13 protein-coding genes and 1 pseudogene are annotated in these 12,661 nt (G+C 52.8%); 8 read left to right on the forward strand and 6 right to left on the reverse strand.

Features of this window, described 5'->3' with window-relative positions; all coding sequences use genetic code 11:
- The first annotated feature begins 141 nt into the window (after positions 1-141).
- Complete coding sequence (locus Q4A85_RS12190) at positions 142-672, forward strand: protein disulfide oxidoreductase (RefSeq protein ID WP_303110738.1); 531 nt, start codon at positions 142-144, stop codon at positions 670-672.
- A gap of 720 nt (positions 673-1,392) precedes the next feature.
- Here the strand turns inward: Q4A85_RS12190 and Q4A85_RS12195 are convergent.
- Positions 1,393-1,698, reverse strand: coding sequence for a hypothetical protein (locus Q4A85_RS12195; protein WP_303110740.1), 306 nt, complete (start codon positions 1,696-1,698; stop codon positions 1,393-1,395).
- 233 nt (positions 1,699-1,931) lie between these two features.
- On the opposite strand from Q4A85_RS12195, the gene Q4A85_RS12200 reads away from it, so the two are divergent.
- From Q4A85_RS12200 to Q4A85_RS12225, 6 genes are all read left to right on the forward strand, one after another.
- Positions 1,932-2,069 carry a hypothetical protein gene (locus Q4A85_RS12200; RefSeq protein WP_303110742.1) on the forward strand — a complete coding sequence of 46 codons (138 nt, stop codon included), beginning with the start codon at positions 1,932-1,934 and terminating at the stop codon, positions 2,067-2,069.
- A gap of 18 nt (positions 2,070-2,087) precedes the next feature.
- Entirely contained in the window at positions 2,088-2,288 is a 201-nt protein-coding gene (locus Q4A85_RS12205; protein WP_303110744.1) for a hypothetical protein, read from the forward strand.
- Between the two features lie 113 nt (positions 2,289-2,401).
- Positions 2,402-4,678, forward strand: a complete 2,277-nt coding sequence (locus tag Q4A85_RS12210) for a Tex family protein (protein ID WP_303110746.1) — start codon at positions 2,402-2,404, stop codon at positions 4,676-4,678.
- 252 nt (positions 4,679-4,930) lie between these two features.
- Complete coding sequence (locus tag Q4A85_RS12215) at positions 4,931-5,665, forward strand: DDE-type integrase/transposase/recombinase (protein ID WP_303110748.1); 735 nt, start codon at positions 4,931-4,933, stop codon at positions 5,663-5,665.
- Between the two features lie 45 nt (positions 5,666-5,710).
- Complete coding sequence (locus Q4A85_RS12220; protein WP_303110749.1) at positions 5,711-6,097, forward strand: transposase; 387 nt, start codon at positions 5,711-5,713, stop codon at positions 6,095-6,097.
- Positions 6,098-6,259: 162 nt separating this feature from the next.
- Complete coding sequence (locus Q4A85_RS12225) at positions 6,260-6,715, forward strand: restriction endonuclease subunit S (RefSeq protein ID WP_303110751.1); 456 nt, start codon at positions 6,260-6,262, stop codon at positions 6,713-6,715.
- Between the two features lie 375 nt (positions 6,716-7,090).
- On the opposite strand, the gene purF is transcribed toward Q4A85_RS12225, so the two are convergent.
- Positions 7,091-8,623: an amidophosphoribosyltransferase gene (purF, locus tag Q4A85_RS12230; RefSeq protein ID WP_303110753.1), complete on the reverse strand. Its 1,533-nt coding sequence runs from the start codon at positions 8,621-8,623 to the stop codon at positions 7,091-7,093.
- Positions 8,624-8,680: 57 nt separating this feature from the next.
- Here purF and Q4A85_RS12235 point away from each other — a divergent pair, with 57 nt between their 5' ends.
- Positions 8,681-9,001, forward strand: a complete 321-nt coding sequence (locus tag Q4A85_RS12235) for a hypothetical protein (protein WP_303110755.1) — start codon at positions 8,681-8,683, stop codon at positions 8,999-9,001.
- On the opposite strand, the gene Q4A85_RS12240 is transcribed toward Q4A85_RS12235, so the two are convergent.
- From Q4A85_RS12240 to folC, 4 genes and pseudogenes are all read right to left on the reverse strand, one after another.
- On the reverse strand, positions 8,951-9,145 hold the full coding sequence (locus Q4A85_RS12240; protein WP_303110756.1) for a hypothetical protein: 195 nt from the start codon (positions 9,143-9,145) through the stop codon (positions 8,951-8,953). The genes Q4A85_RS12235 and Q4A85_RS12240 overlap by 51 nt on opposite strands.
- A 34-nt stretch (positions 9,146-9,179) precedes the next feature.
- Positions 9,180-9,965, reverse strand: a complete 786-nt coding sequence (locus Q4A85_RS12245; protein WP_303110758.1) for a CvpA family protein — start codon at positions 9,963-9,965, stop codon at positions 9,180-9,182.
- Positions 9,966-9,990: 25 nt separating this feature from the next.
- Positions 9,991-11,103 carry an SPOR domain-containing protein gene (locus Q4A85_RS12250; protein ID WP_368500219.1) on the reverse strand — a complete coding sequence of 371 codons (1,113 nt, stop codon included), beginning with the start codon at positions 11,101-11,103 and terminating at the stop codon, positions 9,991-9,993.
- An 87-nt stretch (positions 11,104-11,190) separates the two neighbouring features.
- Positions 11,191-12,441, reverse strand: a pseudogene (folC, locus tag Q4A85_RS12255) (bifunctional tetrahydrofolate synthase/dihydrofolate synthase); the annotation flags it as partial.
- Positions 12,442-12,661: the final 220 nt, after the last annotated feature.

Raw genomic sequence — 12,661 nt, forward strand, 5'->3', positions numbered from 1 at the left:
CGCTTTTATTTCATAAAATCTGCCTATGGAAATTGTGAATACAGGTTCTAAATAGTGAAGACAGGTTCTAAGGCAGCCTGAAACGGTTTTCGTTTACAATACCGCCCGCTTTTTAACGATATTTCACATTTTAATCAAGCCATGCGAAAAAAAATTCTTTCTTGGGCAAAGCAAGCCGCGCAAATGCTGCTGTTGCTGCTGGCAATAAGCCTTGCGCTGGATACGCTGCGCGCGCCCAAATTGCCGATTCAGGCTGCCCAAACTGCGCTGCTGCTGCTGTCGCCCCAAGCGCAAGATACCGCGTCGCCCGCCACCACCTTGCAAACTGCCAGCCAAAACCAAACCCTGCTGCTGTATATCTGGGGCACATGGTGCGGCATTTGCAAACACACATCGCCCGTTGTCCAACGCCTGCACGATAACGGCACGCCCGTGCTCAGCGTGGCATTGCGCTCGGGCAGCGATGCCGATATTCGCGCCTATTTGCAGCAGCAGGGCTACACCTTCCCCGCCGTAAACGATGACGATGGCACGCTGGCGCAACAATGGGGCGTGAAAGTTACCCCCACCATCGTGTTGATTAAAAACGGCAAAGTGTTGCACAGCACCACAGGGCTGGCGAGCTATTGGACGCTGAAAACGCGGATTGCGCTGGTGAATGCCTTGCATTGAATGGCAGAGAGCAGGGCGCGGATGGCGCGGGGTAACAAAATTTGCGGTAATAAGGTTTCAGGCTGCCCAAATTAGGCAGCCTGAAAAAAACCGTTTGGTGTTCTGCCAAATAGTTTTTTTGTTGGATAGATGGGTTTTAGCTTTGCAACTCCGCTACGCTCCACAGGCTGCCTAATTCCATCACAAACGTTTAATGCTACTGCCTACTCCCCTACGTCCAGCCGAACGGAGCATTCTTTTTTCGGGAAAAAACGTGCGCTTGTTCGATGACGCACAAAGTGCGGCTAGTTCGCACGCGCCGAAAAAAGGATGCGGAGTAAGGGAAGTTTGGCGTAGCCAAACCTGCACGTCGGGGTCGCCTTTCTTTTGCTTACTTTTCTTTGGTGAAGCAAAGAAAAGTAAGTGCCCCGTCGGCATGAGACGCATGGTTAAAGCTAAGAACCTGTATTCACTATTTCCATAGGCATCTTTTATGCCCTAAAAACGCGGCTACTGCGTTACAAATGCTCGCAAGGTGTCCAACCTTGCTGTGCTTTTTGCCTTGTATCCGCGCTTTTATGTCATCAAATCTGCCTATGGAAATAGTGAATACAGGTTCTAAATAAAAAGCCAACCACAAAGCCCCCCCTTTTTTTTCAGGCTGCCTAACAATCCCCCAATCGCCAGCCACAAAAAAGCCGCCTTTCCCACAAAAGGCAGCCTGAAACCCATCCCAACCCATTAAATCACACACGCCACTTTGGGCTTGCCCACCGTTTGCAACGCCCAGCGAATATCCGCAAAGCACACGCTATCATCATGCGATAACACCTTGTTTTTAGAATGGCTAATATAAGCAAGATTGTATTGCAGCAGCAAATCCACCGCCCGCGCCTTGCCCTGCGCAATGCTGCATTGTGTCAGGCTTTTGATGTTTGCCGAGATTTCGTCCGCAGGCGCATCCGATGTGCGCAAGGCTTGCATCACAGAAGCCAAGTTCACACGGGTAACAGTGGTTTGAAAATAATAATTGCCAACGTGTTGCATGATAATTTAGTCCAATAAGAATAGTTGTTCTAATTTGTTTTGTTAATACGATACAGACTGAAAAGCAAACAACGTGCCAGTTTTAAAAAACGCAGTTTTATTGCATGTAAAACCATCATTCTGCTCAATTCCATGCCGAAAAGCCGCCGTTATCTTTAAACAGCTTCTTAACACCAATCTGTTAAAATTCGCGCTTTGTTCGCTTTACCGATTACGCGTTAAGGCAGCCTGAAATGGCCAACATCCTGATTTACCTATTTTTTGCCGCGATGGCGATTGAATTTCTCTTCGCACTATGGGCAAACCACTGCTCGCAAAGCGTGTTGGATGCCTTTATCACCCACCCGCAGCTCTACGAAGCAGCAGGGTGACCGTCTGACACCTATTTTGTGCGCGACATTTACAAACTGCGCTACCGTTTTGCGCGCTTTCTGCAAGCCCATCCCGCCAAGCCCGCATCGCTTGCCTGCGCCGATGCCGATTACCAATTTGTGCGCAAGCTCGCCATTGCCATGCTGCGCTTGGAAATCGGGCGCGGCGTGTTGATTGTAGGACTGGTTGTGTGGGATTTTTGTTCAATATGGTATTAGGCAGCCTGAAACCCAAAAACCCCCCTTTCAGGCTGCCTTCCCCCGTTTATAATCCCCCCTTTTTCAGGCAGCCTGAAAACATCTATTCCCTTATTTAACAAAGAGATTTCACTATGGACATCACCCAAATCCTAGCCGCCGAACTTTCCGCCACCGCCGCGCAAATCCAAGCCGCCACCGAGCTTTTGGACGACGGCGCAACCGTGCCCTTTATCGCCCGCTACCGCAAAGAAGCCACGGGCGGGCTGGACGACACCCAGTTGCGCCGCCTTGCCGAGCGCCTGCAATACCTGCGCGAGCTGGTGGAGCGCAAAGCCTTTGTTTTAAAAAGCATTGAAGAGCAGGGCAAACTCACGCCCGAATTGCAGGCGGCGATTGACGCGGCGGACAACAAAACCACGCTGGAAGACCTGTATCTGCCCTACAAGCCCAAACGCCGCACCAAAGCGCAAATCGCCCGCGAACACGGTTTGCAGGACTTGGCAGACGCGATTTTCAGGCAGCCTGAAAACGACCCCGAAACGCTTGCCGCGCCCTTTATCAGCGAGCAAGTGCCTGATGTGAAAGCCGCTTTGGACGGCGCGCGCGCGATTTTGATGGAGCAGTTTGCCGAAGATGCCGCGCTGATTGGCACGCTGCGCGACAAATTCTGGCGCGAAGCCGAGTTGCACGCGCAAGTGATTGACGGCAAACAGGAAGCGGGCGAAAAATTCAAAGACTATTTTGACTACCGCGAGCGCGTCGCGCAGATGCCCAGCCACCGTGCGCTGGCGGTGCTGCGCGGGCGCAATGAAGACATTTTGTCCGTTTCGCTCAAATACCAGCCCGATGAAACGCCGCTTACCGAGCAGTCCGAATACGAAAAAATCATCGTGCAGCATTTCAAAATCAACCAGCAAAACAAATTCTTGCGCGATACGGTGCGCCTGACTTGGCGCGCCAAAATCTTCCTGTCGCTGGAATTGGAAGCCTTGTCCAAACTCAAAGAAAACGCCGACACCGATGCGATTACCGTGTTCGCCCGCAATCTTAAAGACCTGCTGCTTGCCGCGCCAGCGGGGCGGCTGCCCACGCTGGGCTTAGACCCCGGCTACCGCAACGGCGTGAAATGCGCGGTGGTGGACGACACGGGCAAGCTGCTGGATACCGTTATCGTGTATCTGCACCAAGAAAACAATATGTTGGCAACGCTGTCGCGCCTGATTAAACAGCACGGCGTGAAGCTGATTGCCATCGGCAACGGCACGGCGAGCCGCGAAACCGACAAAATTGCGGGCGAATTGGTGCGCGGTTTGCCCGAAATGGGGCTGCACAAAATCGTTGTTTCCGAAGCGGGCGCGTCCATCTATTCCGCGTCCGAGCTGGCGGCGGCGGAGTTCCCCGATTTGGACGTTTCCCTGCGCGGCGCGGTTTCCATTGCCCGCCGTCTGCAAGACCCGCTGGCGGAGCTGGTGAAAATTGACCCCAAATCCATCGGCGTGGGGCAGTACCAGCACGATGTGAACCAAGCCCAGCTTGCCAAATCGCTCGATGCCGTGGTGGAAGACTGCGTGAACGCCGTCGGCGTGGACGTAAACACCGCATCCGCCCCGCTGCTGGCGAGGATTTCTGGCTTAAATCAAGCACTTGCCAAAAACATCGTGGCGTATCGTGATGAAAACGGCGCGTTTGACAGCCGCAAAAAGCTGCTAAAAGTGCCGCGCTTGGGCGAAAAAACCTTTGAGCAGGCGGCGGGATTTTTGCGCATCAACGGCGGCAGCGAGCCGCTGGACGCTTCCGCCGTTCACCCTGAAGCCTATCCCGTGGTCGCCAAAATGCTCTCGCAGCAAGGCATTAGCGCGTCCGAACTTATCGGCAACCGCGAAAAAATCAAGCAAATCAAAGCCAGCGATTTTATCGACGAACGCTTCGGGCTGCCCACCGTATTAGACATTTTGTCCGAACTGGAAAAACCGGGCCGCGACCCGCGCGGAGCGTTCCAAACCGCCGCCTTTGCCGAAGGCGTAAACGAAATCAGCGACTTGCAGGTCGGTATGGTGTTGGAAGGCGTGGTAAGCAACGTCGCCAACTTCGGCGCATTCGTGGACATCGGCGTGCACCAAGACGGTTTGGTACACATCTCCGCGCTCTCCGACCGCTTCGTGCAAGACCCACGCGACGTGGTGAAAGCGGGCGACGTGGTGAAAGTGAAAGTGCTGGAAGTGGACGCGCCACGCAAACGCATCGCGCTCACCATGCGCCTGAACGACAGCGCAGGCGCGGAAAAACGCGGCAGGCAGCCTGAAAACGCCGCCCCACGTTCAGGCAGCCTGAAAAACGGCAAACCCCAGCGCGAGCGTGTTCCGCAGAACAGCGCGATGGCAGATGCGTTGGCGAAGTTGAAAAGGTAATAGTGATTAACATGCAGCCTGAAAAGCAAAATTCGTTTTCAGGCTGTCTCAAACAATCGGTGGTGTCCTAAAAAGTATGCTGTACTGCTGTCCCCTCTCCCGCTGGCGGGGGAAGGCTAGGAGGTACAACCCGATAACATCCTTTACACCTCAACCCAAAGACATCGTTTACATCCACAGGCAAAATTTCATCATTTCCAACCACCCCAAAATGATGAAAGTCGCACTATGCCTTGGAAAGAAACGAACATCATGCAACAACGCATCCAATTTATCCAAGCATGGCTCACGAGGCGTTACGCCAAAGTTGAGCTATGCAAGCAATTCAACATCAGTCGTCCAACGGCTGATAAATGGATTAAACGTCATCAGCAGGTAGGGTTTGACGGACTAGCAGAGTTATCTCGCCGACCACAGCACAGTCCCCATGCCACACCGCAATGGATTAGCGAATGGCTGATTGCCCAAAAGCTCAAACGTCCCGACTGGGGCGCAAAAAAGCTGCTAGACCTATTCGCCCGTACCTTTCCCAAGCAACGCAAACCCGCAGACAGCACCGGAGATTTAATCCTAGCCCGCGCAGGATTGGTCAAACCGCGCAAACGCCGCCGCAAAGTCAGCGCAGACAGCCAGCCCTTTAACGAATGCACCCATGCCAACAGCACATGGTGTGTGGACTTCAAAGGACAGTTTACCCTAGGTAATCGCAAACTCTGCTATCCCTTAACCGTAACCGACCATTTCAGTCGTTACCTGTTCATGTGTCAGGCGTTAAGCGGTACGCAAAGCGCACCCGTAACCGCTTTGTTTGAACAACTGTTTACCGAATTTGGCTTACCGTGGGCCATTCGTTCCGACAACGGCGCACCCTTTGCTTCAACAGCATTGGGCGGCATTACCCGATTGTCTAAATGGTGGATAGACCTCGGTATTCGTTCCGAGCGCATCCAACCTGCCCATCCTGAGCAAAACGGACGACATGAATGAATGCACCGCAGCCTGAAAGGCTGTCTCTACACACGTCTAGACAAAATGGAACAGGACTTACGCGCCCAGCAGGTGGTGTTTGATGCCTTTGTTCATGAATACAACCATGAGCGTTCTCACGAGGGCATTGGACGAAAAACACCGTCTGAATGCTATACGCCGTCCAATCGTTTATATACGGGCAAGATAGTGCCTTATGACTATGGCGAGGGTGTTGAATTACGCCAAATGAAAGGCAGTGGCGAGATTAAATGGAAGGGTAAAACCTACTATTTAAGCCAAGTACTTGCCCATGAGGCGGTGGCGTTTGTGCCTTATGCGGATGGGGTGTGGCATATTTTTTACCGTTTTCACTTTCTCGGTCAGTTTGATGAGCGAGAGGGGAAAATTATTCCTGCAACTAGCTGGCATGCGAAACCCTTGAAACCCTGATGATGTAAACGATGTCCTTAGAGAGAGGTGTAAAGGATGTTTGGGTTGCACAGGAACAGATTGCAGAATTTATAACCAATACTGCTTTCTATCAACAATAATTAAGCCAGCATACTTTTTAGGACACCACCTTTTGGTTTTATACGGGGAAATCAAAATAAAATGGCTCGTTGTGAAAGTGGGGACATTCCTTGTGAAAGTGGGGACATTCCTTTGGTTTCAGCTAAAAAAGTTGATAATGGCTATAAGGCATTTATTACGAGTAATGATAAGAAGCTATTTCCTAAAAATATCATTACACTAAATAATGATGGAGATGGCGGCGTTGGAATGGCTTACTATCAGCCAGCAGCATCGGCTTTAGATACCCATGTAACAGCACTTATCCCCAAAATAAAAATAACAAAATATCAAATGTTATTTATTTCACAAACCATCACAATGCAGCGGAACAAATTCAGTCATGGTTATTCACTCAATAATAATCGCTTGAAAGCTCAAAAAATCCTACTTCCTGTCGCAGATAATAATCAGCCTGATTGGGCAGTAATGGAGCGGATAATGAAAAGGATTGAGTTGGAACAAGTTATGCAGTATCTGTGTGCAAAGGCAAAGTAAGCCAAAAGGCAGCCTGAAAACGCTTCAAACCCGTTTTCAGGCTGCCTTGTTGAAATTTTTGCAAAACCTAAAACACAACAAGAAATAGTAACCTTCGCCATTCCCGCACAGGCGTGAATCTTGGTTGAGTTCATTCAGTATGTTGTTTTTAAATATATTTCTGAATATTAAACAAGATTCCCGCCTACGCGGGAATGACGGCATTTCTTGTGTTTCAGGCTGCTGTTAGGGGTTTTGCAAAGGTTTCAGGCTACTATTGGGGTTTTGCAAAGATTTCAGTTTGAACACACAAAGGCAGCCTGAAAACGAGTAGCGACAATACGCCAAACTCGTTTTCAGGCTGCCTTAGAGCTTCTACAAAGGTTTCAGGCTGCCTTACTCTTCGCCATTCTCCACGCTCACGTTGTAATCAATATGCGTGCTTTGCGGGCGGTTTTCAGGCTGCTTTTTGCTGCGCGATAGGCGTTTAAGGTAGGCATCGTCGATGTCGCCTGTGATGTATTCGCCGTTGAAGCAGGATGAATCCAAGCCTTCGATGTTGGGGTTGTGTTTGCGGATGATGGCTTCCAGCGCGGCTAAATCTTGGAACACGCAGGCATCGGCGTTGATTTCGCGGGCGATTTCGGCGGCGGTGCGGTTGTGGGCAATCAGTTCTTCGCGCGTGGGCATATCTATGCCGTACACGTTGGGGTAGCGCACTTCTGGGGCGGCGGATGCGATGTAGATTTTGTTTGCGCCGCTTTCGCGCACCATGTCCACAATTTCGCGGCTGGTGGTGCCGCGCACGATGCTGTCGTCCACCAATAATACGTTGCGTCCTTTGAACTCGCTGGGGATGGTGTTGAGCTTTTGTCGCACGGATTTTTTGCGTGTGGCTTGCCCCGGCATGATGAAGGTGCGCCCGATGTAGCGGTTTTTGATTAGACCTTCGCGGTAGGGTTTGCCCAGCGCGCGGGCGAGTTCTAATGCGCTGGGGCGGCTGGTGTCGGGGATGGGCATCACGACATCTATGGCGTTGACGTTGATTTCGCGTTTGATTTTTTCGGCGAGCAGCACGCCCATGTCCACGCGGGCTTGGTACACGGACACGCCGTCCATGATGGTGTCGGGGCGGGCGAAGTAAACGTATTCAAACAGGCAGGGGTTTAAGCGTGGGTGTTCAGCGCATTGGCGGGTGTGAATGTTGCCATCAAAGTCAATGAACACGGCTTCGCCTGCTTGGATGTCGCGCTCAAAGTGGTACGACAAGCCGCCAAAGACGACGTTTTCGGAAGCGACTGCCCATGATGTTTTGCCGTTTTTTTCTTGTTTGCCCAGCACCAGCGGGCGGATGCCGTTGGGGTCGCGGAAGGCGAGCATGCCGTAGCCCGCTATCATGGCAACGATGGCATACGCGCCACGCACGCGCTTGTGCACTTGGGCGACGGCAGCAAAAATGTTGTTGACGGTGAGATGCAGCGGGTCGGCGTTTTGGCTGACGGCTTGGCGCAGCTCGTGGGCGAAGACGTTGAGCAGCACTTCGCTGTCGGATTGGGTGTTGACATGGCGCAGGTATTGGGTATAGACCTCTTGGTGCAGCTCGGCGGTGTTGGTGAGATTGCCGTTGTGTGCCAACACGATGCCAAAGGGGGAGCTGACGTAAAACGGCTGGGCTTCGGCGGAGCTGCCTGCATTGCCTGCGGTGGGATAGCGGACGTGGGCGATGCCTGCGTTGCCGTGCAAATCGCGCATATGGCGGGTGCGGAACACTTCGCGCACCATGCCTTGCCCTTTGTGCATATGAAAATAGCCGTTTTGGCTGGTTACGATGCCTGCTGCGTCTTGCCCGCGATGTTGCAGCATTTGCAAGCCGTCATACAACAGTTGGTTTACGGGTTCGTGTGATACAAGTCCTAATACGCCGCACATGGGGGTCTCCGATAGGGTTGAGATGGGGATGGGGGGATGGGGTTAGGCAGCCTGAAAATGGGGGGAGTGAGTTGGGTGTTGGGTTATGCTGGATTGAGTTTTCAGGCTGCATTATGTTGGGTTGGGCAATTTAGCTTCACTGAAATTGCATTTTCAGACTGCCTTTGCGTTCGGCAATCGCTTAATTTTACGGAACGGCGTTTCAGGCTGCCTTTGGGCTGGATGGTAAACGGCTGCGCTGTTCATTACGCTGTTGATTGCTGCACCAATAGGCAGCCTGAAAATGGGTTTTGTCTTTTAGGCGGACACCTTTACCTATTCAGCAATTTAATGGAGCGGCAACGGCTCGTCGCCAAATGGCACGTTAAAACCCAATAGCGCGTGTGTGAAACAACGCGACCTTTTCCAACATATCAGCCATGTCGGCGAGCCGCCGACGCTCCATTGCTTGCCGTGATGCTTTTGTGGCGTTTCAGGCTGCCTTGGGCTAAACAACCGCCCAAAATTAAGGACTACCCGCATCCCCATCTTGCCGATGCGTGGATTGCCAGTAGCCCTAGGGTGATTGCTTGGTTTTGGTTTTGCTGGATGCGCGTTTTGTCGCGCTGTTTTTTTGTTTTTTCAGGCTGCCTACGTTGTCGCTTGCGCTGTTTTTATCTTTTTTCAGGCTGCCTTGGGCGTTTTCGGGTTCGTTGGCATGGGCGCGGGTGGCTTTTGCGCCGTGTGTGCCATGGTTTGCACCATTATTCGCGCCATTGCCTGCTGCGCCGTTGTTTGCGCCGTGTGTTGCGCCGTCTGCTGCATGGTTGCCTGTTTTGGGCAATGCGCCCAAGGGCAGCGCAGCATCGCTGTGGTCAAAGTTTACCTGTTTGGCTAAAAATTCAGGCAAATAGGGCGTGCCCATCAGCGCGATGCTTTCAAAAAACGGTGCACTGGCAGAATCGCGCCATTCGCTGCTTTTGGGCAAATCGCTAAACGCGCACAGCAACACCGCAATGCTTACCACCAACACACCTTTCAGGCTGCCTAATACCGCGCCGCCCAAGCGGTTGAGCGTGGATAAATGCGCTTTTTTAATCACCAAATCAAACACTTGATGCGTGAACGCCAACGCCAATCGCGCGGCAAAATAAGTCGCCACAAACGCGCACACCACCGCCAATTCGCGCGGCTGCATGGACGAAAACACCATATTGGACACATCCACCGCCGCAAAACGCGCAATCGCCAACGCCACCAGCCAGCCCACAAACGAAAATACTTCCCCCATCAGCCCGCGCATGGCGGAAAGCCCGATGCAGAAAAGGATGGTGCCGAAAGCGAGTAGGTCAAAAGTGGTCATGGCAATGCCTTGCGCTTATTTTTGACTATTTTTGTTCTAGCACGATGCCGCCCAAGCCCCGCGCTTTTAGCTTGCTGGCGGCGAGTTCGGCTTCCGATTTGTTGGGGAACGAGCCTGTGCGCACGCGATAAACCTTGCCTTTATCGGTGTTGATTTCTTCAATGGACGAAGAATAGTTCAGCCCTTTCATTTTTTGCTGCGCGGCTTTGGCGGCGTTGATGTCGCGGTATGCGCCCACTTGCACGCTGGCGCGTTTTTCTTTGCTGTCTTTGTTGGCTACGGCTTTTTCAGGCTGCTTGGGCGCGGTTTTGCTGGCGGTTTTGTCGTCCGCTTTTTTCGGCGCGGCTTTGGCTTGCGCGGCGCGTTCGGCGGCTTTTTGCTGCGCCAACAGTTTGGCGCGTTCGGTGCGGCGGGCTTCATCGGCGGCGGCTTTTTGCTCGGCGGCGCGTTCCAAGGCGGCTTTTTGTTTGGCGGCGCGTTCGGCTTCGGCTTTGGCAACCACTTCTTGCGCTTGTTTGCGGCGGGCTTCATCGGCGCGGGCTTTGGCGATGCGTTCTTGCTCGGCGCGGGCGCGGGCTTCGGCGCGTTCTTGGCGGGCTTCGGCGCGTTTGCGTGCCGCTTCTTCACGCGCTTGTTGCTGTTCTAAACGGCGTTGTTCTTGCGTTTTGCGCTGTTCTTCGCGGCGCAAACGGCGTTGCTCGGCAAGGCTGGCTTGGCTGTCGGCATCGGCGAGCGTGGGCGCGGTGTCGGCAGCGGGCGTTTGGTTGCGCGGTTTCGCGCTGCTGCTGTCTTGTGCCAACGGCGTTGCAGGTTTCACCACGCGCGAGCTGGGCGAGCTGGGCGTAACGGGGCGGCTGGCTTCGGCGGCGGTTAGAGTGGGCACGGTGGACGCGGTTTGCGGGGCAACGCCACTGGGGCGCAGCACTTCGGTGGTAACGTGCTGTTGCTGCTGCGGTTGCGCCATTTTGGGCTCAATGTTGTCTTTGGGGCCATTGCTGGCAACGGCGGCAAACAAGCCCCCCGCCAACACGGTAATCGCGCCTGCGCCGATTAGGCGGCGGCGGTTTTTGTTTTTCAGATGTTCGTATTCGTTTAACACGTCTTGGTTGTTGTGATGCTCGGGCTGTGGATGATTCATGTTTTCGGGTCTTTCTGATGATGCTTGGGCGGCGGCTTGGGTTGCCGCTTCGCTGGAATGGGCGTTGCTGGCGTTTGCTTTGTCTTTCAGGCTGCCTAAAACTTCGGCTACGGTGTGAAACGAGCCAAACACAATTATTCTATCATTTTCCGTAACTTGCGATAAGGCGGCGGTGTAGGCAGCCTGAATCGTGTTGTGGGGGTGGATGGTTTGGATGTCGTGCTTTTTCAGCTTGGCGGTGAGTGCGGTAAGCGTCATGCCGCGCGGCAAATCCAGCGGGGCGATGTACCATTCGTCTATGCTGCCTTGCAAGGTGCTGATAACGGCATCGCTGTCTTTATCGGCAAGAATACTGAACACGGCAAGCGTGCGCTTGGCGGGCAGGGCGTTCAGACTGCTGGCAAGGGCGCGGGCGGCGTGCGGGTTGTGCGCCACGTCTAAAATAATTTCAGGCTGCTGTTGGATGATTTGAAACCGCGCGGTGTTTTGCGCTTGGGCGATGCCTTGCGCCAAGGCTTCGTTGCTCACAGGCAGCTGCTGGCGCATGATTTGCACGGCGGCAACGGCGCAAGCGGCGTTGTTAAGCTGAAACGCGCCTTGCAAGGCAGGCAGCGGCAAATCAATTTTCAGGCTGCCGTTGTTGGCTTGCCATTGCCAGCTATCAATGCGCGCGATGTAGGAAAATTGGTGATTGAGTTGCAACAGTTTTGCGCCAATGTTTTTGGCGTGTTGCCCCAGCGAATGCGGCGCGGGGTCTTGCCCAAAAATGGCGGGCTTGCCTGCGCGGAAAATGCCCGCTTTTTCTTTGGCGATTTGCTCCAATGTGTCGCCCAAATAGGATTGGTGTTCCAAGTCCACGCTGGTAACAATGGCGCAATCGGCATCAAACACATTCACCGCATCCAGCCGCCCGCCCAAGCCTACTTCCAAAATCATCACATCCACCTGATGCAGCCTGAAAATATCCACCGCTGCCAAGGTGTTAAATTCAAAATAGGTGAGCGACACATCGCCGCGCGCGGCTTCAATGCGTTCAAACGCGGCAACAATGTCGTCATCGCTCACGGGCTGGCTGTTGATGGCGATGCGCTCGTTAAAGCGCAGCAAATGCGGGCTGGTGAGCGTGCCGACTTTGTAGCCCGCTGCGGCGTAGATGTGCGACAAAAAAGCGCAGGTTGAGCCTTTGCCGTTGGTGCCACCCACGATGATAACGGGGCAGGCAGGCGCAAGGTTCATCGCGTCTTTCACTTGGGCAACGCGGGTTAAACCCATGTCTATGGGGTTGGGATGGGCGGTTTCTAAATGGGCGAGCCATTGGGGAAGGGTTTTGCTTTGCATGGTGGAGACTGCTTAAATTAACTCATTAGATTTAAATTAAGTAAATATTTTTTAGAATATAAAAATATATTTTTAAAAAAATAATAAATTTAATTTAGAAAAACTTTTGTAATTACTGGATTTTTGAAAAACTATGAAGCTAAGGATAATAGCGTCATAGGAAATTGGGTAATGTCCTAAAAAGTATGCTGCCTATTTTTTAATCATCACACATAACCAT

Origin of the sequence: Kingella sp. (in: b-proteobacteria), from assembly GCF_030527935.1 — a bacterium.
Taxonomy (GTDB): domain Bacteria; phylum Pseudomonadota; class Gammaproteobacteria; order Burkholderiales; family Neisseriaceae; genus Kingella_B.